The sequence below is a fragment of the Pseudomonas mosselii genome, assembly GCF_005796105.1.
Classification (GTDB): domain Bacteria; phylum Pseudomonadota; class Gammaproteobacteria; order Pseudomonadales; family Pseudomonadaceae; genus Aquipseudomonas; species Aquipseudomonas mosselii_C.
The window spans coordinates 55,767-78,161 of the sequence record NZ_VAUO01000002.1; the positions used below are offsets into that span (position 1 = coordinate 55,767).

18 protein-coding genes and 9 tRNA genes are annotated in these 22,395 nt (G+C 61.8%); 6 read left to right on the forward strand and 21 right to left on the reverse strand.

Annotated elements, in window-relative coordinates; genetic code table 11:
- Window positions 1-16: 16 nt before the first annotated feature.
- Genes FEM01_RS05160 through lpdA form a run of 4 tightly spaced genes read left to right on the forward strand, consistent with a single transcriptional unit; the run spans window position 17 to window position 4,960 of the window.
- Window positions 17-1,249 carry a 3-methyl-2-oxobutanoate dehydrogenase (2-methylpropanoyl-transferring) subunit alpha gene (locus FEM01_RS05160; RefSeq protein ID WP_138218232.1) on the forward strand — a complete coding sequence of 411 codons (1,233 nt, stop codon included), beginning with the start codon at window positions 17-19 and terminating at the stop codon, window positions 1,247-1,249.
- Between the two features lies 1 nt (window position 1,250).
- Window positions 1,251-2,309, forward strand: coding sequence for an alpha-ketoacid dehydrogenase subunit beta (locus FEM01_RS05165; protein WP_138218233.1), 1,059 nt, complete (start codon window positions 1,251-1,253; stop codon window positions 2,307-2,309).
- Window positions 2,310-3,578 carry a dihydrolipoamide acetyltransferase family protein gene (locus FEM01_RS05170; protein WP_138218234.1) on the forward strand — a complete coding sequence of 423 codons (1,269 nt, stop codon included), beginning with the start codon at window positions 2,310-2,312 and terminating at the stop codon, window positions 3,576-3,578.
- Window positions 3,579-3,580: 2 nt separating this feature from the next.
- Window positions 3,581-4,960, forward strand: a complete 1,380-nt coding sequence (gene lpdA / locus FEM01_RS05175) for a dihydrolipoyl dehydrogenase (RefSeq protein WP_138218235.1) — start codon at window positions 3,581-3,583, stop codon at window positions 4,958-4,960.
- Window positions 4,961-5,069: 109 nt separating this feature from the next.
- Here lpdA and FEM01_RS05180 read toward each other — a convergent pair whose 3' ends face one another.
- Window positions 5,070-6,068 carry a sensor domain-containing diguanylate cyclase gene (locus FEM01_RS05180; protein WP_138218236.1) on the reverse strand — a complete coding sequence of 333 codons (999 nt, stop codon included), beginning with the start codon at window positions 6,066-6,068 and terminating at the stop codon, window positions 5,070-5,072.
- A 218-nt stretch (window positions 6,069-6,286) separates the two neighbouring features.
- On the opposite strand from FEM01_RS05180, the gene FEM01_RS05185 reads away from it, so the two are divergent.
- Window positions 6,287-6,850, forward strand: coding sequence for a hypothetical protein (locus tag FEM01_RS05185; protein ID WP_205884542.1), 564 nt, complete (start codon window positions 6,287-6,289; stop codon window positions 6,848-6,850).
- A gap of 42 nt (window positions 6,851-6,892) precedes the next feature.
- On the opposite strand, the gene FEM01_RS05190 is transcribed toward FEM01_RS05185, so the two are convergent.
- Both FEM01_RS05190 and phnN read right to left on the reverse strand, forming a co-directional pair.
- A tRNA-Arg gene (locus tag FEM01_RS05190) sits at window positions 6,893-6,969 on the reverse strand.
- Window positions 6,970-7,033: 64 nt separating this feature from the next.
- On the reverse strand, window positions 7,034-7,645 hold the full coding sequence (gene phnN / locus FEM01_RS05195; RefSeq protein WP_138218237.1) for a phosphonate metabolism protein/1,5-bisphosphokinase (PRPP-forming) PhnN: 612 nt from the start codon (window positions 7,643-7,645) through the stop codon (window positions 7,034-7,036).
- A gap of 347 nt (window positions 7,646-7,992) precedes the next feature.
- Here phnN and FEM01_RS05205 point away from each other — a divergent pair, with 347 nt between their 5' ends.
- On the forward strand, window positions 7,993-8,319 hold the full coding sequence (locus FEM01_RS05205) for an Arc family DNA-binding protein (RefSeq protein WP_138218239.1): 327 nt from the start codon (window positions 7,993-7,995) through the stop codon (window positions 8,317-8,319).
- Window positions 8,320-8,414: 95 nt separating this feature from the next.
- Here the strand turns inward: FEM01_RS05205 and mgtE are convergent, their stop codons facing one another.
- The 18 genes from mgtE to aruF form a co-directional block, all read right to left on the reverse strand.
- Entirely contained in the window at window positions 8,415-9,857 is a 1,443-nt protein-coding gene (gene mgtE / locus FEM01_RS05210; RefSeq protein ID WP_138218240.1) for a magnesium transporter, read from the reverse strand.
- Between the two features lie 386 nt (window positions 9,858-10,243).
- Window positions 10,244-10,320, reverse strand: a tRNA-Arg gene (locus FEM01_RS05215).
- Window positions 10,321-10,392: 72 nt separating this feature from the next.
- A tRNA-Arg gene (locus tag FEM01_RS05220) sits at window positions 10,393-10,469 on the reverse strand.
- A 72-nt stretch (window positions 10,470-10,541) separates the two neighbouring features.
- Window positions 10,542-10,618: transfer RNA gene (locus FEM01_RS05225), tRNA-Arg, on the reverse strand.
- Window positions 10,619-10,690: 72 nt separating this feature from the next.
- Window positions 10,691-10,767, reverse strand: a tRNA-Arg gene (locus tag FEM01_RS05230).
- Between the two features lie 72 nt (window positions 10,768-10,839).
- A tRNA-Arg gene (locus FEM01_RS05235) sits at window positions 10,840-10,916 on the reverse strand.
- Between the two features lie 72 nt (window positions 10,917-10,988).
- Window positions 10,989-11,065: transfer RNA gene (locus FEM01_RS05240), tRNA-Arg, on the reverse strand.
- A 70-nt stretch (window positions 11,066-11,135) separates the two neighbouring features.
- Window positions 11,136-11,212: transfer RNA gene (locus FEM01_RS05245), tRNA-Arg, on the reverse strand.
- A 48-nt stretch (window positions 11,213-11,260) separates the two neighbouring features.
- Window positions 11,261-11,351 (reverse strand) — tRNA-Ser (locus tag FEM01_RS05250).
- A gap of 72 nt (window positions 11,352-11,423) precedes the next feature.
- Window positions 11,424-11,612, reverse strand: a complete 189-nt coding sequence (csrA, locus tag FEM01_RS05255) for a carbon storage regulator CsrA (protein ID WP_003254503.1) — start codon at window positions 11,610-11,612, stop codon at window positions 11,424-11,426.
- 165 nt (window positions 11,613-11,777) lie between these two features.
- Complete coding sequence (locus tag FEM01_RS05260) at window positions 11,778-13,013, reverse strand: aspartate kinase (protein ID WP_138218241.1); 1,236 nt, start codon at window positions 13,011-13,013, stop codon at window positions 11,778-11,780.
- Between the two features lie 80 nt (window positions 13,014-13,093).
- A complete protein-coding gene (gene alaS, locus FEM01_RS05265; protein ID WP_138218242.1) occupies window positions 13,094-15,718 on the reverse strand; it encodes an alanine--tRNA ligase in 2,625 nt (874 codons plus the stop codon).
- Window positions 15,719-15,993: 275 nt separating this feature from the next.
- Entirely contained in the window at window positions 15,994-17,001 is a 1,008-nt protein-coding gene (gene astE, locus FEM01_RS05270) for a succinylglutamate desuccinylase (protein WP_138218243.1), read from the reverse strand.
- A 10-nt stretch (window positions 17,002-17,011) separates the two neighbouring features.
- Complete coding sequence (locus FEM01_RS05275; protein WP_138218244.1) at window positions 17,012-17,302, reverse strand: topoisomerase II; 291 nt, start codon at window positions 17,300-17,302, stop codon at window positions 17,012-17,014.
- Window positions 17,303-17,317: 15 nt separating this feature from the next.
- Window positions 17,318-18,667: an N-succinylarginine dihydrolase gene (gene astB, locus FEM01_RS05280; RefSeq protein WP_138218245.1), complete on the reverse strand. Its 1,350-nt coding sequence runs from the start codon at window positions 18,665-18,667 to the stop codon at window positions 17,318-17,320.
- A 23-nt stretch (window positions 18,668-18,690) separates the two neighbouring features.
- The gene (gene astD, locus FEM01_RS05285) at window positions 18,691-20,154 is read right to left on the reverse strand and encodes a succinylglutamate-semialdehyde dehydrogenase (protein WP_138218246.1); all 1,464 of its coding nucleotides are present in this window, start codon (window positions 20,152-20,154) and stop codon (window positions 18,691-18,693) included.
- Complete coding sequence (gene astA / locus FEM01_RS05290; RefSeq protein ID WP_138218247.1) at window positions 20,155-21,183, reverse strand: arginine N-succinyltransferase; 1,029 nt, start codon at window positions 21,181-21,183, stop codon at window positions 20,155-20,157.
- Between the two features lie 55 nt (window positions 21,184-21,238).
- Window positions 21,239-22,258 carry an arginine/ornithine succinyltransferase subunit alpha gene (gene aruF, locus FEM01_RS05295; RefSeq protein ID WP_138218248.1) on the reverse strand — a complete coding sequence of 340 codons (1,020 nt, stop codon included), beginning with the start codon at window positions 22,256-22,258 and terminating at the stop codon, window positions 21,239-21,241.
- Window positions 22,259-22,395 lie beyond the last annotated feature (137 nt).

The window sequence follows — 22,395 nt, forward strand, 5'->3', positions numbered from 1 at the left end:
GAGCGAGCGTAAAAGCATGAACGAGTACGCCCCCCTGCGTTTGCATGTGCCCGAGCCCACAGGCCGGCCAGGCTGCCAGACCGATTTCTCCTACCTGCGCCTGAACGACGCAGGGCAAGTCCGCAAGCCTCCCATCGATGTCGAGCCGGCAGACACCGCTGACCTTTCCGGCAGCCTGATACGCGTGCTCGACGAGCACGGCGACGCCTTAGGCCCATGGGCCGAGGACATCGCCCCAAGCGTGTTACGCCAGGGCATGCGCGCCATGCTCAAGACGCGCATCTTCGACAGCCGCATGGTGGTTGCCCAGCGCCAGAAGAAAATGTCCTTCTACATGCAGAGCCTGGGCGAGGAAGCCATCGGCAGTGCCCAGGCGCTGGCGCTCAACCGTAGCGACATGTGCTTCCCCACCTACCGCCAGCAGAGCATCTTGATGGCCCGCGACGTGTCGCTGGTCGAGATGATCTGCCAACTGCTGTCCAACGAGCGCGATCCACTCAAGGGCCGTCAGTTGCCGATCATGTATTCGGTGCGCGAAGCCGGCTTCTTTACCATCAGCGGCAACCTGGCCACCCAGTTCGTGCAGGCGGTCGGTTGGGCCATGGCTTCTGCAATCAAGGGCGACACCAAGATCGCCTCGGCCTGGATCGGTGATGGCGCCACGGCCGAGTCCGACTTCCACACGGCCCTGACCTTCGCTCACGTGTACCGTGCTCCGGTGATTCTCAACGTGGTCAATAACCAATGGGCGATTTCGACATTCCAGGCCATCGCAGGCGGGGAGTCGACCACCTTCGCCGGTCGTGGTGTGGGCTGCGGCATTGCCTCGCTACGGGTAGACGGCAACGATTTCGTCGCCGTGTACGCCGCCTCGCGCTGGGCCGCCGAACGCGCCCGCCGCGGCCTTGGCCCGACGCTGATCGAGTGGGTGACCTACCGCGCCGGCCCTCATTCCACCTCGGACGACCCATCCAAGTACCGCCCCGCCGACGACTGGAGCCACTTCCCGCTGGGCGACCCGATCGCTCGCCTGAAGCAGCACCTGATCAAGGCCGGCCACTGGTCCGAAGACGAGCACCAGGCGGTCACCGCCGAGCTTGAAGCCGAGGTGATAAAGGCCCAGAAGGAGGCCGAACAGTACGGCACCCTGAGCAACGGCCACATCCCAAGCGCCGCCTCGATGTTCGAGGACGTGTACAAGGACATGCCCGACCACCTGCGCCGTCAACGCCAGGAACTGGGGGTTTGAGATGAACGACCACAACAACAGCATCGACCTGGAAAACGCCATGTCCACCACCACCATGACCATGATCCAGGCCCTGCGCTCGGCCATGGACGTGATGCTCGAACGCGATGACAACGTGGTGATCTACGGCCAGGACGTGGGTTACTTCGGCGGCGTGTTCCGCTGCACCGAAGGCCTGCAGGCCAAGTACGGCACATCGCGGGTGTTCGACGCACCGATCTCCGAAAGCGGCATCGTCGGCACCGCCGTGGGCATGGGCGCCTACGGACTGCGCCCGGTGGTGGAGATCCAGTTCGCCGACTACTTCTACCCCGCCTCCGACCAGATCGTGTCGGAAATGGCGCGCCTGCGCTACCGTTCGGCCGGCGAGTTCATCTCGCCACTGACCCTGCGCATGCCCTGCGGCGGGGGCATCTATGGCGGCCAGACCCACAGCCAGAGCCCGGAAGCGATGTTCACCCAGGTGTGCGGCTTGCGCACCGTGATGCCGTCCAATCCCTACGACGCCAAAGGGCTGCTGATCGCCTCGATCGAATGCGACGACCCGGTGATTTTCCTTGAACCCAAGCGCCTGTACAACGGCCCGTTCGACGGCCATCACGAGCGCCCGGTAACGCCCTGGGCCAAGCACCCGCACAGCACCGTGCCAGACGGTTACTACCGCGTACCACTGGACAAGGCAGCCATCGCCCGCCCCGGCAACGACGTCACCGTGCTGACCTACGGCACCACCGTGTACGTTTCGCAGGTGGCCGCCGAAGAGAGCGGCGTCGATGCCGAGGTGATCGATCTGCGCAGCCTCTGGCCGCTGGATCTGGAGACCATCGTCGAGTCGGTGAAAAAGACCGGGCGCTGTGTGGTAGTGCATGAAGCGACGCGCACCTGCGGCTTCGGCGCTGAGCTGGTGGCGCTGGTGCAGGAACACTGCTTCCACCACCTTGAAGCACCGATCGAGCGTGTCACCGGCTGGGATACCCCCTACCCCCACGCACAGGAATGGGCCTACTTCCCCGGTCCTTCGCGAGTCGGCGCGGCATTGAAACGGGTCATGGAGGTCTGAATGGGCACGCACGTCATCAAGATGCCGGACATCGGTGAAGGCATCGCGCAGGTCGAGTTGGTGGAATGGTTCGTCAAGGTCGGCGATGTGATCGCCGAAGACCAGGTCGTCGCCGATGTCATGACCGACAAAGCCACGGTTGAAATCCCCTCGCCGGTCAGCGGCAAGGTCCTGGCTTTGGGCGGCCAGCCCGGCGAAGTCATGGCGGTGGGCAGCGAGCTGATCCGCATCGAGGTCGAAGGCGGCGGCAACCACATCGATACGCCCCAGGCCAAACCCGCAGAAGCCGAACCCGAGCCAGTACCGGCCAAGCCTCACACCGAACCGCACACGCCGGCGCAACCGACAATCGCTGCGCAACACCCAGCAGCGCCCATCGTCCCACGCGAGCCGCACGACAAACCCTTGGCCTCCCCGGCCGTGCGCAAGCGTGCGCTGGATGCCGGCATCGAACTGCGCTACGTACAGGGTAGTGGTCCAGCCGGGCGCATCCTGCATGAAGACCTCGACGCCTTCATCAGCAGACCGCACATCAGTGCGAGCCAGCCCCCCAGCGGCTATGCCCGACGCAACGACAGCGAACAGGTGCCAGTCATCGGCCTGCGTCGCAAGATCGCCCAGCGCATGCAGGATGCCAAGCGTCGCGTGGCCCACTTCAGTTATGTCGAGGAAATCGACGTCACCGCCCTGGAAGCCTTGCGCCAACAGCTCAACGCAAAGTATGGCGAAAGCCGCGGCAAGCTGACGCTGCTGCCGTTCCTGGTTCGTGCAATGGTCGTCGCCCTGCGCGAGTTCCCGCAGATCAACGCCACCTACGACGACGAAGCGCAGGTCATCACCCGCCATGGCGCGGTGCATGTGGGCATCGCCACCCAGGCTGACAATGGTCTGATGGTGCCGGTTCTACGCCATGCCGAGGCCGGCAGCCTGTGGGGTAACGCCAGTGAAATCGCGCGAGTGGCCCACGCCGCACGCAACAACAAGGCAAACCGTGACGAGTTGTCAGGCTCGACCATCACCCTCACCAGCCTCGGCGCACTGGGCGGGATCGTTAGTACACCGGTGGTCAACACCCCGGAAGTGGCAATCGTCGGCGTCAACCGCATGGTTGAACGCCCGGTGGTGGTCGACGGGCAGATCGTCGTGCGCAAGATGATGAACCTGTCCAGCTCGTTCGACCATCGTGTGGTCGACGGCATGGATGCAGCCCTGTTCATCCAGGCCATGCGCGGCCTGCTCGAACAACCCGCCTGCCTGTTCGTGGAGTAAGCATGCAACCGACTATCCAGACAACCTTGTTGATCATCGGCGGCGGCCCGGGCGGCTACGTGGCGGCCATCCGTGCCGGACAACTGGGCATCCCCACGGTACTGGTCGAAGGCCAAGCACTGGGCGGCACCTGCCTGAACATCGGCTGTATTCCATCCAAAGCGCTGATCCATGTGGCCGAACAGTTCCATCAGGCCAGTCGCTTCACTGAACCCTCGCCGCTTGGCATCAGCGTGTCGTCACCGCGCCTGGATATTGCACGCAGCGTGGAATGGAAAGATGGCATCGTCGACCGACTCACCAGCGGTGTCGCGACCTTGCTGAAGAAACAGGGCGTGAAGGTGATCCATGGCTGGGCAAAAATCCTCGACGGCAAGCACGTCGAAGTGGACGGCCAGCGCATTCAGTGCGAGCACCTGCTGCTGGCGACCGGCTCCAGCAGCGTCGAGTTGCCAATGTTACCGCTCGGCGGCGCGGTGATCTCGTCCACCGAAGCGCTGGCGCCCAAGTCAGTGCCTAACCACTTGGTCGTGGTCGGTGGTGGCTACATCGGCCTGGAACTGGGCATCGCCTACCGCAAACTGGGAGCGAGGGTCAGTGTGGTCGAGGCGCGCGAACGCATCTTGCCCACCTACGACGCCGAACTGACGGCGCCGGTGGCCGCGTCACTGAAGAAACTGGGCGTGGATCTGCATCTGGGCCACAGCGTACAGCACTATGCCAACGGTTGCCTGAGTGCTCGGGACGGCCAAGGCAACGAGCTGCGCATCGAGGCCGATCAGGTGCTGGTGGCCGTTGGGCGCCGACCGCGCACCCACGGTTTCGGCCTGGAACAGTTGGACCTGAAGATGAACGGCGCCGCCATTGCCATCGACGCGCGCTGCCAGACCAGCATGCGCAACGTCTGGGCCATTGGGGACGTGGCCGGCGAGCCGATGTTGGCCCACCGTGCCATGGCCCAGGGCGAGATGGTCGCTGAATTGATCGCCGGCAAGGCGCGCCGTTTCGAGCCGAACGCAATCGCTGCGGTGTGTTTCACCGACCCCGAAGTCGTCGTGGTCGGTGCCACGCCCGAGCAGGCCAGCCAGCAAGGCGTCGACTGCATCGTCGCGCAGTTCCCTTTCGCCGCCAACGGCCGGGCAATGAGCCTGGAATCGAACAGCGGTTTCGTGCGGGTCGTGGCCCGACGGGACAATCACCTGATCCTGGGTTGGCAGGCGGTGGGGGTGGCAGTGTCTGAACTGTCCACAGCCTTTGCCCAGTCGCTGGAGATGGGCGCGCGCCTGGAAGATGTGGCCGGCACCATCCACGCCCACCCCACTCTGGGTGAGGCCGTACAGGAAGCGGCGCTCAAAGCGCTGGGGCATGCGCTACACGTCTAGGTACTGAAGCGGCGAAAGCCGAGTTGGCCCGTGACGTTACCAGGCGTCGCGGGCATTTTTTTGCCTGGCCGCTCAGGCATAGTCAGCATGAGCGCACAACGCCAAACCCTCACTCGGCAACGGTGTTCTTGCCCGCCGCCTTGGCCCGGTACAACGCCTGATCGGCCCGTGCCAGCAGGCCTTGCTGACTTTCGCCTGCGCGCCACTGCACCACCCCATAACTCATGCTCAGCCGACAATCCCCTACTGGCTCAAGCGTCGCCAGTGCCTGACGAATTCGCTGGGCAGCCTCGCGCGCGTCGGCAAGCGAGGTACACGGCAGCACCACGACAAACTCATCACCGCCCCAGCGCGCCAGCAGGTCATGCTCGCGCAGGCACTGGCGCACGCGCTCGGTCACCTCGATCAACACCGCATCGCCGCGGGCATGCCCGTGCACGTCATTGATGGGCTTGAAGTCATCCAGGTCCATGACGATCAGCGCCAGCGGCTCGCGAAAGCGCCGGGCGCGCTCACAGGCCTGTTGCAAGGTGTTCTCCAGATGATAACGGTTGGCCGTGCGGGTCAGCGGGTCACGCTCAGCCAGCATGCGGTTTTCGTCCAGTTGCCGTTGCAACTGCTGGTTGACCCAGGACAGCTCTTGAGTACGCTCGGCCACTAGGCTCTCCAGCGACTTGTTGCGCAGTTCAAGCTCCGCAACCAGCCGCTTGCCGGCATCGATGTTGCGATGGGCACCGAGCATGCGCGCCACCGAGCCATCCGGGTTGTGCGCAATAATGTGCCCGCTGTCCTCGATCCACAGGTAGCTGCCATCCTGGCAACGGCAACGATATTCGATGCGATAGCGTTCACTGCGGTGATCGAGATAGGCCTCAAAATGGGCCATCACCCGCGGGTAATCCTCGGGGTGGATCAGGTTTTCCCACGTGAACACCGAATTATCCAGGGAATGGCTGGGATAGCCGAGCATCGCGTACCAGCCTGGATTGCGATACACATAGCCGGTGTTGGCATTCCAGTCCCAGATCCCGTCGCTGACCAACTCGAACAGAGTGTGCAGTTGCTGCTCGGTGAAGCCGGTTGGCACCGGCTTTGTAACCTCACTCATCGCCCCACTCCCTCGCAGTTCAGCGGCTGCGTCCCTGTCAGGGATTGCCGTTAGCTCACTCGATTGCCGCCAGCGGCAATCCCGTTCCTCTGGCGGGCAAGCTCGTGCCAACCCGCGTCCCACCAGAATAGCCAATTCTTGGGATTTTAAGGGTTTACGAGCGCTGGCACAGCTTTTGCCGTTTTACAGGCGTCCATCGACTCAGTCAGGAACAGACTATGAGCATCGCATTGAACGGGCTGGGGTGGCAGACCGCCCTCCAGCAGCAGAACCGCGTCAGCGGCGAACTCGCGTTGAGCCAGTTCACGCCGGTGCAACCGGTAACGGCAACCGCCGATACCACAGCGCAGCGCAACAGCCAGGGCAGCCTCTCGCAGCACAATACCGAAGACAATCAGAAAGAAGCCTTCGCCAAGCTGCTGGTGATGCTCCAGAACCCCGACAACGATGCGCGCCGGCAGGCCAGCGTCGGTAAACAGGAGCAAAGCACGGCGGCACAGAACTTCCACGACTATATGGCCAAGTCGCCGGAGGAAAAAATCAAGGAGAAGATGCTTCAGGAGCTGGGGCTGACCGAGGAGGACTACAACAACCTGCCGCCTGAAAAGAAAGCGCAGATCGACGATAAGATCGCACAACGGATCAAGGAAGACGTCGAAATCAAGACCCAAGCCAAACTGCAGCAGCAGGCAGAGAAGCAGGCGCAGCAGGTCGGTAGCGGCCTGGCAGTGGCGGCATCGGAGGCTGAACGTAGCGAGAAACAAAAGACAGCCGAGCTTTGAATGGCTGACCGGGACCGGGGCAAGCCCAGCGCATGAGGGGAATGGCGTCCCAGGCAGGATTTGAACCTGCAACCTTCCCCTTAGGAGGGGGATGCTCTATCCAATTGAGCTACTGAGACCTGTCGAGCGTTGTACGCTGAAGACGGCGTGCATGTTAACCAGCATGCAGCCGTTTGTCATGCCTCAATCAGGCAGTTTGCCCGTCGGAGAATTCCCAAGCAGGCCCTGCTCGCGCAAAAGCCCGAGCAATGCCTGCACGACGCTGTCCAGCGGGCCCGAGTTATCCAGCACGTGAACGTCGCTGTCATAGGGCGCCAGGCTGGCGTTGCGCGCCAGGCGCTGCTCGATTTCAACGGGGCTCTCTCGCCCACGCGCCAGCAGCCGGGCACGTAGCACTTCGGGCGCGACGGTAAGGCCAACGGCCAGCAGATCCGGGTAGCGGCGACGCGCTTGCGGCAAATACCCACGTGAGCCATTGACCAGCACCGAACGTCCCGCCGCCAGCCACTGCTCAATCTGAACCGGGATGCCATAGCTCAAGCCATTGGCGCGCCAGTCCAAGGCGAATGCGCCCTCTGCGCGCATACCTTCGAAACGCTGCGGGTCGACGCCCTGAGCGGCTTCACCCTTAGCCTCGGCAGAGCGGGTGATGACCCTTCGGGCGATGTCTACCCCTGCGACTTGCAACGCCCCCCTGGCAGCGTCGATCAGGGAATCTTTTCCAGAACCGGACGGTCCGATCAGGAAGATCAGTCGCCCAGGCAGAGGCAATGTGCCGCTTGCGTCATGTTGCATAGCCACTATGCTCATTATGAGGGTGAACGCGCGCATTCTAGGCTTTTTCCCTTGTCTTTGCCGCCTGTTACCAGATTTTGACGACAAAGGCCTGACACCGGTGGGAATGGATGAACGTTAAACTTTTCAAACCAGTGCTCATTTCTGATAATTGGTACTGGCAGAAAGCCTTTATCCAGATCACTATTTGTCACAGAATTGACGCCAAGGAAACGGCGACATTGAGGCAAGATGACTAACCAAAATCCAACGACGGTTGAACATTTTGTCGTCGCCGCGGTCGTACCACCACCGTGCGGCCAATTTGAGAACCGCTTCCCCTGAACCAGAACAACCGGTCAATTTATATGCGCCCAATGAAACAGGCTATCTATTCGAGCCGCACCGCTGACAAGTTCGTCGTCCGCCTGCCAGATGGGATGCGAGAGCGCATTGCCGAGGTAGCGCGCAACCATCACCGCAGCATGAACTCCGAGATCATCGCCCGCCTGGAACAGAGCCTTCTTCAGGAAGGTGCGCTGGGTGACGAGCTGAGCATGCGCCTGGACAGCCCAGAGCTCAGCCTGCACGAACGCGAGCTGTTGCAGCGTTTCCGTCAACTGTCACACCGACAGCAGAACGCACTGGTTGCCCTCATCGCCCACGATGTAGAGATGGCCGCCGACGCGTCCTGATCGAGCAACTGACGCCGCACACGAAAAAGCCAGCGAAAGCTGGCTTTTTCGTGTGCGGCTCATGCGATGCCTACCGCGTGGGCACCCCTACTGCATCAGAGCAGGAACAAGGTGGCCAGCCCAAGGAAGATGAAGAAGCCACCGCTGTCGGTGACGGCAGTGATCATCACACTCGACCCCATAGCCGGGTCGCGACCAAGGCGCGTCAGAGTCATCGGAATCAACACCCCCATCAGCGCCGCAAGCAGCAAGTTCAAGGTCATGGCGGCGGTCATCACCAAGCCCAACGACCAGCTGCCATACAGCCAGAACGCCACCGCCCCGATCACCCCACCCCAGATCAGACCATTGAGCAGTGATACCGCCAGCTCCTTGCGCATCAGGCGACTGGTGTTGCCCGGCGTCACCTGATCAAGCGCCATGGCACGCACGATCATGGTGATGGTCTGGTTGCCGGAGTTGCCACCGATACCGGCCACGATCGGCATCAATGCGGCCAACGCCACCAGTTTTTCGATGGAGCCTTCGAACAGGCCGATGACCCGCGAAGCGAGGAAGGCCGTGATCAGGTTGATGGCCAACCAGGCCCAACGGTTGCGCAGCGAGCGCCAGACCGACGCGAAGATGTCTTCCTCTTCACGCAAGCCGGCCATGTTGAGCACTTCGCTTTCGCTTTCCTCGCGGATCAGATCGACCATCTCATCGATGGTCAAACGACCGATCAGGCGCTCGTTCTTGTCCACCACCGGGGCAGACACCAGATCGTAACGTTCGAAGGCCTGAGCCGCGTCATAGGCATCTTCCTCGGGGTGGAATGCCACCGGGTCGTTGGCCATGACGTCGGCGACCTTCTTATCCGGGTCGTTCACCAGCAGACGCTTGATCGGTAACACGCCCTTGAGCTTGCCGTCGTAGTCGACGACAAACAGCTTGTCAGTGTGCCCAGGCAGCTCCTTGAGGCGACGCAGGTAACGCAGCACCACTTCGAGGCTGACGTCTTCGCGGATGGTCACCATCTCGAAGTCCATCAGCGCACCGACCTGCTCCTCGTCGTAGCTCAAGGCCGAGCGCACGCGCTCGCGCTGCTGGGCATCGAGGCTTTCCATCAGCTCGTGGACAACATCGCGTGGCAGCTCAGGCGCGAGATCGGCGAGTTCGTCGGCGTCCATTTCCTTGGCGGCAGCCAAAAGCTCGTGATCGTCCATATCGGCGATCAGGGTCTGGCGTACAGCGTCGGAGACTTCGAGCAGGATATCGCCGTCGCGATCCGAACGTACCAACTGCCAGACCGTCAGACGGTCTTCCAGCGGCAAGGCTTCGAGGATATAGGCGATGTCGGCAGGGTGAAGGTCGTCAAGCTTGCGTTGCAGTTCGACGAGGTTCTGGCGATGGACGAGGTTTTCCACCAGGTCGTGGTGGTGGCCTTCCTGACGGTGCGTCAGGTCTTCGACCACCCGCTGGCGCTGCAGCAGCTCGATCACCTGAGCCAGGCGATCCTGCAGGCTCTCTTGGGCTTTCTTTACTTCGATTTCAGTCATAGGCGAACTCCACTCCCAGCAGTGGGCACGCCGGGAGATTCAATCAGGCAGATCTGGCTGTATGAAACGGATTAACGAGTAACTACTGGGTAAGTCCATGGTGGGATTCCACAAGCCCCGGCGGGGCTGACGGGCGCAATCATACACTGTACAAGCTGTCGGATCGCTTAAATTTTTGGCCAGAACAATCGTTTGCGCGCTAAAGCTGTGACAACGCTCGAAGCCAACAGTGCGACGGCGCACAGACGGTAAAAAGCACATGAACGGGTAAAGGCAGGAAAACCCGGAGTGATTGGCATCTAGCCTCAGCCGGCCAATCGAGCGCTACCGCAGTGAATGCAGTAGATAAAGAAAAAGCCCGCTTTGATAAGCGGGCTTTTCAGATATGGCGGACTCAGCAGGATTCGAACCTGCGACCGCTCGGTTCGTAGCCGAGTACTCTATCCAGCTGAGCTATGAGTCCGTGGTTGGTAGTTTTAGACCAGATTACCACTGGCTTGTTGAAGCGTCTTCGTCAGCAAAGCCACTTCAAAAGTGGCGGACTCAGCAGGATTCGAACCTGCGACCGCTCGGTTCGTAGCCGAGTACTCTATCCAGCTGAGCTATGAGTCCGTGGTTGGTAGTTTTAGACCAGATTACCACTGGCTTGTTGAAGCGTCTTCGTCAGCAAAGCCACTTCAAAAGTGGCGGACTCAGCAGGATTCGAACCTGCGACCGCTCGGTTCGTAGCCGAGTACTCTATCCAGCTGAGCTATGAGTCCGTGGTTGGTAGTTTTAGACCAGATTACCACTGGCTTGTTGAAGCGTCTTCGTCAGCAAAGCCACTTCAAAAGTGGCGGACTCAGCAGGATTCGAACCTGCGACCGCTCGGTTCGTAGCCGAGTACTCTATCCAGCTGAGCTATGAGTCCGTGGTTGGTAGTTTTAGGCCAGGTTACCACTGGCTTGTTGAGGCGTCTTTGCAAGCAAAGCCACTTCAAAAATGGCGGACTCAGCAGGATTCGAACCTGCGACCGCTCGGTTCGTAGCCGAGTACTCTATCCAGCTGAGCTATGAGTCCGTGGTTGGTAGTTTTAGGCCAGGTTACCACTGGCTTGTTGAGGCGTCTTTGCAAGCAAAGCCACTTCAAAAATGGCGGACTCAGCAGGATTCGAACCTGCGACCGCTCGGTTCGTAGCCGAGTACTCTATCCAGCTGAGCTATGAGTCCGTGGGTTATTTTTAGACCAGGTTACCACTGGTTGATTGAAGCGACCTTGCAAACAAAGCCACTTCAAAAGTGGCGGACTCAGGAGGATTCGAACCTCCGACCGCTCGGTTCGTAGCCGAGTACTCTATCCAGCTGAGCTATGAGTCCGTGGCTTACTGTGCCATTCAGATCGCCAGAAGCGCTCTAGGCAAATAATGGCGGTGAAGGGGGGATTCGAACCCCCGATACCCTTATGAGGTATACTCCCTTAGCAGGGGAGCGCCTTCGGCCACTCGGCCACCTCACCGCAACACGGGGCGTATATTAACCAGACCCCTCCCCGTTTGCAAACCCTTTTTTGAAAAAAACTTCAAAAAAATTAAAGGCTTGGTTCTTCGTCCTTCTCTTTCTTGATTCGCAGGTAGATTTCTTCGCGGTGAACGGCCACTTCCTTGGGCGCGCTCACGCCAATACGCACCTGGTTGCCCTTGACACCCAGGACCGTCACGGTGATCTCACCATCTCCAATGATCAGGCTCTCGGCGCACCGACGAGTCAGAATCAGCATACTTTTCTCCTTACAGGGATCTACAGGAATAACAGTCTGTGAAAAACAGGCAGTGCCGGGGACGACGGCATTGCCCGGTTGGCGATTGAAGGCGCCTGGACAGAAGCCCCTCCAAAAGCCAGAAACGCGAAGGGCGCGGCAAGCCGCGCCCCTCTTGGCTGCGCGTCACTCGCCCTGTCGGGCAGGTGCATCGAGCTCGAACGCGGTGTGCAGCGCGCGAACAGCCAGCTCCAGGTACTTCTCTTCGATCACGACCGAGACCTTGATCTCGGAGGTGGAGATCATCTGGATGTTGATGCTCTCCTTGGCCAGGGCTTCGAACATGCGGCTGGCGACACCGGCGTGAGAACGCATGCCAACACCGACGATGGACACCTTGGCGATCTTGGTGTCGCCGCTGACTTCACGTGCGCCGATTTCGCGAGCAGTGTTTTCCAGCACGCTCAACGCTTTCTCGTACTCGTTGCGGTGCACGGTGAAAGTGAAGTCGGTGGTGTTATCGTGCGAAACGTTCTGCACGATCATGTCTACTTCGATGTTCGCGGCGCTGATCGGGCCGAGGATCTTGAAGGCGACGCCTGGAGTGTCCGGGACGCCACGAATGGTCAGCTTGGCCTCATCACGGTTGAAGGCGATACCGGAAATGATCGGCTGTTCCATGGATTCCTCTTCATCAATGGTAATGAGGGTACCCGGACCCTCCTTGAAGCTGTGCAGCACGCGCAGCGGAACGTTGTACTTGCCGGCGAACTCCACCGAACGAATCTGCAACACCTTGGAGCCGAGGCTGGCCATTTCCAGCATCTCTTCGAAGGTGATCTTCTCCAGGCGCCGGGCCTGAGGCACGACGCGCGGGTCGGTGGTGTAGACGCCATCGACATCGGTGTAGATCTGGCACTCATCGGCTTTGAGCGCTGCCGCCAAGGCCACGCCAGTGGTATCCGAACCACCACGCCCGAGGGTGGTGATATTGCCGTGCTCGTCGACGCCCTGGAAACCGGCCACCACGACCACACGCCCGGCCTTGAGGTCGGCGCGAATCTTCTGGTCGTCGATCTGCAGGATGCGCGCCTTGTTGTGAGCGCTATCGGTAAGGATGCGCACCTGGTTGCCGGTATACGAGACCGCCGGTACGCCACGCTTCATCAAGGCCATGGCCAACAATGCGATGGTCACCTGCTCGCCAGTCGAGACGATGACGTCCAACTCGCGAGGCTCTGGTTTATCGCAGATCTGCTTGGCCAGGTCGATCAGGCGGTTGGTTTCACCGCTCATGGCCGACAGCACGACCACCAGGTCGTCGCCCGACTCACGGAATTTCTTGACCTTGTCGGCAACCTGCTCGATCCGCTCGATGGAACCGACAGAGGTACCGCCAAATTTCTGTACGATCAACGCCATTTCAAAGGTGCCTCAGCCCACAAGGGCCCCAAAAAACAATCCAACATGAGGGACGGCGACCAGGCCGCCGCCCCTGCATCTCAAAGTCCCTGCTCGGCGAACGGCACTGCCAAGGCCAGGGCGCTGTCCAAGGCTGCGACGTCAACGCCACCGCCCTGGGCCATATCCGGGCGACCACCGCCCTTGCCACCGACCGCCGCAGCGGCTTGTTTCATCAGGTCGCCAGCCTTGAGTTGGCCGGAGAGGTCCTTGGTCACGCCAGCCACCAGCACGACCTTGCCCTCATGCTCACTGCCCAGCAGGATCACTGCGTGGCCGAGCTTGTTCTTCAGTTGATCGACGAGCGCCAGCAGCGCCTTGCCATCCTGCCCATCCAGGCGGGCGGCGAGCACCTTGGCACCCTTGACCTCAACGGCCGCATTGGAGAGATCGTCCCCGGCGGCGCTGGCGGCCTTGGCTTGCAGCTGCTCGAGCTGCTTTTCCAGCTGACGGTTGCGCTCAAGCACAGCCGACAGCTTGTCGATCAGGTTGTCACGGTTGCCCTTGACCAGTTGCGCAGCTTCCTTGACCTGCTCTTCGGCAGCGTTCAGGTAGGCCAGTGCAGCAGCGCCGGTGACCGCTTCGATACGGCGTACGCCAGAGGCCACACCGCCCTCGCTGATGATCTTGAACAGGCTGATGTCGCCGGTACGCTTGGCGTGGATACCACCGCACAGCTCGACGGAGAAGTCGCCGCCCATGCTCAACACACGCACGGTATCGCCGTACTTCTCACCGAACAACGCCATGGCGCCCTTGGCCTTGGCAGTCTCGATGTCGGTCAGCTCGGTTTGCACTTCGGTATTGCGCCGCACTTCGCGGTTGACGATTTCTTCCAGGGCCTTGATCTGCTCAGGCTTGACCGCCTCGAAGTGGCTGAAGTCAAAACGCAGGCGCTGGCTGTCGACCAACGAGCCCTTCTGCTGCACGTGCTCGCCCAGCACCTGGCGCAGCGCTTCGTGCAGCAAGTGGGTCGCGGAGTGGTTCAGCGACGTGGCGTGCTGCACCTCGGCGTCGACCTTGGCCTCGACCGTGGCCCCGACGCTCAGCGCACCGCTGGCGACTACGCCGTGGTGCAGGAAGGCGCCACCGGTCTTGGTGGTGTCACGCACGTCGAAGCGCACTGCACCGGCTTGCAGGAAGCCGGTGTCGCCCACTTGGCCACCGGACTCGGCATAGAACGGGGTGCGGTCCAGGACCACGACGCCCTGCTCGCCTTCGCCCAACTGCTCGACAGCCTGACCGTCCTTGTACAGGGCAATCACCTTGCCCTGGCCTTCGGTGACGTCGTAACCGAGGAAATCGGTAGCCGTGTCGACCTTGACCAGGCTGTTGTAGTCCATGCCAAAGGCGCTGGCGGAACGGGCACGCTCGCGCTGAGCTTCCATTTCCCGCTCGAAGCCGGCCTCGTCGAGGGTCAGTTCGCGCTCGCGGGCGATGTCGCCGGTCAGGTCCATCGGGAAGCCGTAGGTGTCGTACAGCTTGAACACCACATCACCCGGCACTACCGAACCCTCGAGCTGGGCCAGGTCCTGTTCGAGGATACGCAGGCCCTGCTCCAGGGTCTTGGCGAACTGCTCTTCTTCAGCTTTGAGCACGCGCTCGATGTGTGCCTGCTGGCCTTTGAGTTCCGGGAAGGCCTCGCCCATCTCGGCCACCAGGGCCGCGACGATCTGATAGAAGAAGCTGCCTTTGGCCCCCAGCTTGTTGCCATGCCGGCAAGCGCGACGAATGATGCGGCGCAGCACGTAGCCGCGGCCTTCGTTGGACGGCAGCACGCCGTCGGCGATCAGGAAGCCGCAGGAGCGGATGTGGTCGGCGACCACTTTCAGCGAAGCCTGGCCTTCGTTGCTGCAACCGATGGCCTTGGCCGCCGCGTCCAGCAGGTTCTGGAACAGGTCGATCTCGTAGTTCGAGTGCACGTGCTGCATCACCGCACTGATGCGCTCAAGGCCCATGCCGGTGTCCACCGACGGGGCTGGCAGCGGGTGCAGGACGCCATCGGCAGTGCGGTTGAACTGCATGAAGACGTTGTTCCAGATCTCGATGTAACGGTCACCGTCTTCTTCTGGCGAGCCAGGCGGGCCACCCCAGATGTCGGCGCCGTGGTCATAGAAGATCTCGGTGCACGGGCCGCAAGGGCCGGTGTCGCCCATGGTCCAGAAGTTGTCGGAGGCGTACGGGGCGCCTTTGTTGTCACCGATGCGCACCATGCGCTCGGCCGGCACACCGACTTCCTTGGTCCAAATGTCGTAGGCTTCGTCGTCACTGGCGTAGACGGTGACCCAGAGTTTTTCCTTCGGCAGGTTCAGCCACTTGTCCGAGGTCAGGAAGGTCCAGGCGAAGGTGATGGCATCGCGCTTGAAGTAGTCACCGAAGCTGAAGTTGCCCAGCATTTCGAAGAAGGTGTGATGACGAGCGGTGTAGCCGACGTTTTCCAGGTCGTTGTGCTTGCCGCCGGCGCGCACGCATTTCTGGCTGCTGGCCGCGCGGGTGTAGGCGCGTTTTTCCTGACCGAGGAAGCAGTCCTTGAACTGGTTCATACCGGCATTGGTGAACAGCAGGGTCGGGTCATTGCCCGGGATCAGGGAGCTGGAGGCGACGCGAGTGTGTCCCTGCTCTTCGAAGAAGCGAAGGAAGGCTTCACGGATTTCTGCGCTTTTCATAGGTTCTTCCACGGAAACGGCGGCCACGTCGAAACGACGGCAAAGGGCCGCATTATATCGGTCCTGCAGTCTGGGTGCAGTGTGTTTATGCGATAGAAACCGTCGTTTGGACGGTTTTTAGCGGCTTGAAAACCAAAAAGACATGGCGCGATGCTAAATGCAGGCTTTCGTCACTGGCAAGCCGATTAGCAGCCAAGGGAGGGGAAAAGCGAATAGGTGCTGATGAAAGGGCATTCAACCCCGATCAGGATCCCACCTAAACGCGCGGGCGGCCGTCAGTCCAGGCGCTGCCCCGAATCCGGCACGATCAGAATGCCGGCGCGCAAGCCATTGCGTACCTTGGGGTTAGGGAAGATGATCCGCGCCCCCTCCTCCTCCACGATCCAGCGCGTCTCGGCGAGGTCCTCGGCCAGCAGGTAGCCCTTGCTCAGTTCGGAGAAGTTCTCGATGTCTGCGGGCAGGTGCAGGTGGAAATTGTCACTGTGCTTGATGATCTCACGGGCCACGCTGAACAGTTTCAGGCCCTCGAGGGACTGCTCGGTTTCAGGCTCGGTGTGCTCGATGATCTGAATCAGCCGCGCTTCGAGCCGATCAAGATTGACCTGCTCGTTCTGCCCGAACGGACGCGCCTTGCCCAGCTCCAGGGTAAAGGCCTCGGCGTCGAGCTGCTCGTAGGTGAAAGCGCTGAAGGTAATCGATGACTTGCTCTGCAATAGCACCGCTTCCATACCGGCCGCCGCCAGGCGGGCCAACTCGCGGCGCGAGTGCTTGCGCCCTTCCTTGTACGGATAAAGTGCGAACTGCTCGATTTTCGAGCCACGAATGGCCGTGTGCAGGTCGTAGTGCAGGCGGGTACGCTCAGGCTTGCTGAAGAACACCCGAGCGAACTGCTCGAGCTCTGCAGCACGCAACGCCTCGAACCCACTGGAAAGCTCATGCCGGCCATTGAACAGGCGATTGATATCCTGCTCGATGAAACGCTCGCCCTTGCGGATCGCCGCCGGATTGCCGAACAGGAACAATATCCTGGCCCGAGGCTTGATCTTGCCGTTGGCCACCCCATGCAGGAGCCGTTCAAGCAGCTCGATCGGCGCAGTCTCGTTGCCATGGATCCCGGCCGACAGCAACAGGTCGAGCTGGCAGTCCTCGGCTTCGGGCGGACGCACCTCCAGCGCGCCCTCCCCCAGCCAGCGCAAACGCACGCCCCTGGGAGTCACTTGGGTCTTCTCGGCCGGTTCGTGATCGGTCAGGGTCAGCTCAAGCAATTTGCCAAGGGCGAGCATAGGCGCTTCCTTAGTGGTGGTGGCCGCAGTCCGGGCCGTGGACGTGATCGTCGTCTTCACCGGCATCGGCCGGTTCCATCTCCAGTTGCAGGCTCACCAGGTTGGTGGCCATCGGGCGCAGCAGCAGGTTGGCGTACTCCGCATCGCCTTCCTCGACGTCGACACCGATCAGCAACTGGCCACGGCCGTCCTGCTGAATCCAGACCTCCTTGCCTTGCCAGACCACGGCAAAGCGGGTGCAGGAAGTTTCCAGCTGGGTGCCGTCTTCATCTTCCAGGATCAGGCGCAGGGCATCGGACATTGCAAATTCTCTCTATCAAGGTTGGCGTTGGAACGGATAGACCGAGCCCAGCTTGAGAATGCCGGTCAGTTCATCCAGTGCCGTGCGGCATTCGTCCAGCAACTGTGGGTCGGCCAGGTCCGCTTCACCGAGGCGATCGCGGTAGTGCTTGTCGACCCACTGCACCAGGGTGTCGTACAGCGGGGCGGTCATGATAACGCCTGGATTGACCGCCGCCAGTTCCGATTCTTTCAGCGCCACGCGCAAGCGCAGGCAAGCCGGGCCGCCGCCGTTCTGCATGCTCTGCTTGAGGTCGAATACCTTGACCTCCTTCACCGCACCGCCTTGGTGGGTGAGTTGCTGCAAGTAGTCCCATACGCGCTCGTTGTTGCGACACTCCTCCGGCACGACCAGCAGCATCGAGCCGTCGTCGCGGCTGAGCAACTGGCTGTTGAACAGGTAGGAGCGCACTGCGTCCTCTACCGTAACCGCCGAACGCGGCACGCAAATGCCCTGGAAATTACCGCCCTTGCTGGCCAGTTTAGCCTGCAGCTGGGCAAGCACCGCTTCGGTTTCAAGAAACGCGTCCTCGTGGTAGAACAGCACCTCACCGTTGCCCACCGCGATCACATCGTTGTGGAACACCCCCTGGTCGATCACCGCGGGATTTTGTTGAGCGTAGACCACCCCACCCTCGCTCAGCCCGTGCAGACGCGCCACTGCCTGCGAAGCCTCCAGGGTCTGGCGCGCCGGATACTTCTGAGGCGCCGGGTAGCGGCTGTCGAAGGCGCTGCGGCCGTAGACGAAGAACTCGACGCCGGCCTCGCCGTAGCTGCGGCAGAAACGCGTGTGATTGGCCGCCCCTTCGTCACCGAACTGCGCCACTGCCGGCAGCGCCTCGTGATGGGCAAAAACGCGCGCGTCGTGGAACATCGCCCCCAGCACGCGGCTGGTGGTCGGGTGCTCGATGCTGCGGTGGTACTTGCAATTGAGGTTGGCGGCAGTGAAGTGCACGCGACCATCGGCAGTATCGGCGCTCGGGCTGACGGTCGCGGCGTTGGCCACCCACATACTCGACGCCGAGCAACTGGCCACCAGCAAGGGCATGGCTTGCTTGGCGGCACCTTGAATCACCTCGGCGTCACTGCCCGAGAAGCCCAGGCGGCGCAGTGCTGCCACATCCGGGCGCTCTTGCGGAGCCAGCACGCCCTGCTTGAAGCCCATGTCCATCAACGCTTTCATCTTCGCCAGGCCCTGGCGCGCCGCTTCGCGCGGGTTGGAACCCTGCTGGCTGTTGCTCTGCGAGGCCACGTTGCCGTAGGACAAGCCGCCATAGTTGTGGGTCGGCCCCACCAGGCCATCAAAATTCACTTCGTAGGATTTCATCGGCTAGGCTCCGAGACCGGTTGTTATAGGGTGACGCCCGGCGTCAGAGTCGCCGGCAATGCAAGGCTGGCGGTCTCCAGCGATGCCACAGGGTAGGCGCAATAGTCGGCTGCGTAATACGCACTGGCGCGGTGGTTGCCACTGGCACCGACACCCCCGAACGGCGCGCTGCTGGCAGCGCCAGTCAGTTGCTTGTTCCAGTTGACGATACCTGCACGGCTGCGCAACCAGAAGTGCTGGTAGCGCGCGTTGGAGTCCGACAACAGGCCAGCGGCCAGGCCATATTGGGTGTTATTGGCCTCCTCGATGGCAGCATCGAAGTCGGCGTAGCGAATCACCTGCAACAGCGGCCCAAACAACTCTTCGTCCGGGCGCCCGGCCACCCCGGTGACATCCAGCAGACCAGGGGTGAGCAACGCGGAACCGACCTGCGGCTGGGTCATTGGCAAAAGGGCCACAGCGCCCTTGCCGAGCAGTTCGGCCTGGGCTGTCAGCAGCGCCTGTGCAGCCTGCAGCGAAATCACCGAGCCCATGAACGGCGCCGGTTGCTGATCAAAGGCGCCGACGCTCAGGCCACGGCTGACTTCCACCAGGCGCGCAAGCAAACGGTCGCCCCAGGCGCCTTGCGGCACCAGCAGACGACGGGCACACGTGCAGCGCTGCCCGGCAGAAATGAACGCCGACTGGATGATGGTGTACACCGCCGCATCCAGGTCCTTGACCTCGTCGACCACCAGCGGATTGTTGCCGCCCATTTCCAGGGCGAGAATCTTGTCAGGGCGCCCGGCGAACTGCTGGTGCAGCAGGTTACCGGTACGGCTAGAGCCGGTGAAGAACAAGCCGTCGATGCCAGGGTTGGCAGCCAAGGCGACGCCTGTCTCTCGGGCGCCCTGCAACAGATTGAGCACCCCTGCCGGCAACCCGGCTTCGATCCAGCATTGCACCGTCAGCTCAGCGACCTTAGGGGTCAGCTCGCTGGGTTTGAACACCACACAGTTGCCCGCCAACAGCGCCGGGACGATATGGCCGTTGGGCAGGTGTCCAGGGAAGTTGTATGGGCCGAACACGGCCACCACACCGTGCGGCTTGTGCCGCAACACAGCGGTGGCGTCAGCCAGTGGGCCGCTTTTTTCGCCGGTACGCTCCCGGTAGCTCTGCACCGAGATCGCCACCTTGTTGACCATGCTGGTAACTTCAGTCGCCGACTCCCACAACGGCTTGCCGGTTTCCTCGCCAATGCACTGCGCCAACGCGTCGGCGCGGGCCTTGAGTGAAGCGGCAAATGCTTCGAGGACGGCGATGCGCGCATCCAGGCTCAGTTGCGCCCAGCCAGGGAAAGCCTGGCGCGCCGCCGCAACGGCGGCCTCGACCTGGCTCGCATCGGCACCCTGCCCAGCCCAAACCACGGCCTGGGTGACTGGATTGAGCGATTGCAGCGGCTCGCCGAGCCCGGCCTGCCATGCACCGGCAATGAAATGCGTGGTCATTTACTGGGCCTCCCGACTGGCTGTCAGCGGCACCGCGCGCACGTTGTCGCCGACCCCCATGCGTAGGCGCTTGGCGGTCAAGGGATCGACCACCAAGGTACCGGCTGCCAGGCGCGCGGGGGCGGCAGTGATACGACAGTCATCGCGCTTGCGGTTATGGATGATGTAAGGCGTCGCGTCATCGCCCGGGGTACCGACGGCCAGCACCAGGGTCTGACTTTCGCGCACCGCGCGGATTTTGGCGGTCTCGCATTCGATGGCAGGGCCGGCGTCGAAGATGTCGACGAACCCCTGGTAGTTGAAGCCTTCACGCTTGAGCATCGCCAGCGCAGGCTCGGTGTCCGGGTGCACGCGACCAATCGCGCTGCGCGCAGCCTCCGACAGGAAACAGGTGTACAACGGGAACTTGGGCATCAGCTCGGCGATGAACGACTTGTTGCCAACGCCGGTGAGGTAGTCGGCCTGGCTGAACTCCATCTTGAAGAAGTGTCGGCCCAGGCTTTCCCAGAAAGGCGAACGGCCGTGTTCATCAGACATGCCGCGCATTTCGGCGATGATTTTCTTACCGAACAAGTCGGGGAATTCGGCGATGAACAGCATCCGCGACTTGGACAGCAGGTGACCGTTACGCCCGCTGCGGTAATCGCTGCGCAGGAACAGCGAGCACAGTTCCGAGTTGCCGGTCAGGTCATTGGCCAGGAACAACGTGGGGATTTCACGGTAGATGTTCAGTTCCTGAGAGGCGCTGACAGTCAGGCCGACCCGGTAGTTGTACCAAGGCTCGCGTAAACCCACGGCACCCGCGATGGCGCTGATGCCCACCACCAGGCCCTCATCGTTCTCCAGCACGAACAGGTAGTCCGTGTCGCCGCGCTCGGCTTGGCCGCTGAAACTCTTCTCGGCCCAACCCACACGCCGGGCGAGTCGCTCTTCATTGGCCGGCAGTGTAGTCAGCCCGGTAGTTCCAGTGCTGCGGGCCAGGTCGATCAGCGCGGGTAAATCGCTGCTGCGTACGGGACGAACGATCATGCTTTCTCCTTGTGCAGCGGGCGTGGCCTGCCGCAAAACTCACTGTTCCGGCGTTTCAGACCGCGACCAGGCGCACACTGGCGCCCTCGCCGACACCCAGTGCATCCGCTGCCTGTGCATTCAAGATGACCGGTTTGCCCGGCACCCAATCCAGCTCCAGCAGTACGGCGCGGTAATCCTGCAACTGACCATTGCACACCAGGTACGGGCGCGTGCCCTTGACCGGGCTATCGTCGAGCTTGACCGGTACTACACGGCTCTGGGCGATCGAGCGGATGCCCGAGGCGCGCGCATGCAGGGTCGGCCCGCCGTCGAAAATGTCGATGTAGTGTTCGGTCTCGAAGCCTTCGCGCATGAGAATGTCGAAGGTGATCTGCGCGCGCGGGTGCACCTGCCCCATGGCCTCCTGGGCCTGGTCAGGCAACAGCGGCACGTAGATCGGGTAATGCGGCATCAGCTCAGCCAGGAAGGTACGGCTCTTCAAGCCGCACAGACGCTCGGCATCGGCGTAGTTCAAGTCGAAGAAATTGCGTCCGATGGCATCCCAGAACGGCGACTCACCCTGCTCGTCGCTGTAGCCGACGATTTCGGTGACCACTGCATCGGCGAAACGCTCAGGGTGCGAGGCCATGAACAGCAGGCGGCCGCGCGAATTCAGCTCGGCCCAGCCGCTGTCCACCAACTCGGGCAGCACATAGAAGCTGGTCAGCAGGCTGTTGCCGGTCAGGTCATGGCACAGCGACAGCACATGAATCTTGTTGTGGATTTTCAGCTCGCGCGAGGCATGCACGAAGGTTTCGTTGCGAAAGCTGTAGAACGGTTCGGAATAGCCGGCCGAGGCGACGATGGCCGAGCACCCGACGAGCCTGCCGGTGTCGCTGTCCTCGAGCACGAAGAAATAGCTCTCTTCACCGTTGAAGCTCACTTCGGCGGCGAAGGAGGTTTCCGAGGCGGCGATCTTGTCGCCCAGGCGGCCGGCATCGTCCGGTAGCGAGGTGACACCCACCGGACTGTCGGCAGCCATGCGCTGCACTTCGTTCAGATCCGCCATTTGCGCGGGGCGCATCACCAGCATGGTGTCACTCCTTTGGGGAAAGCGTGCCGCTCACATCGACACGGAAAAACAGCGGGCACACGCCACCACCTGCCAGCAGGTGCCCGCCTTGAATTCAGGTGCCGCCGGCCCTGCACAGGGCCGGCGAACAAGGCCGG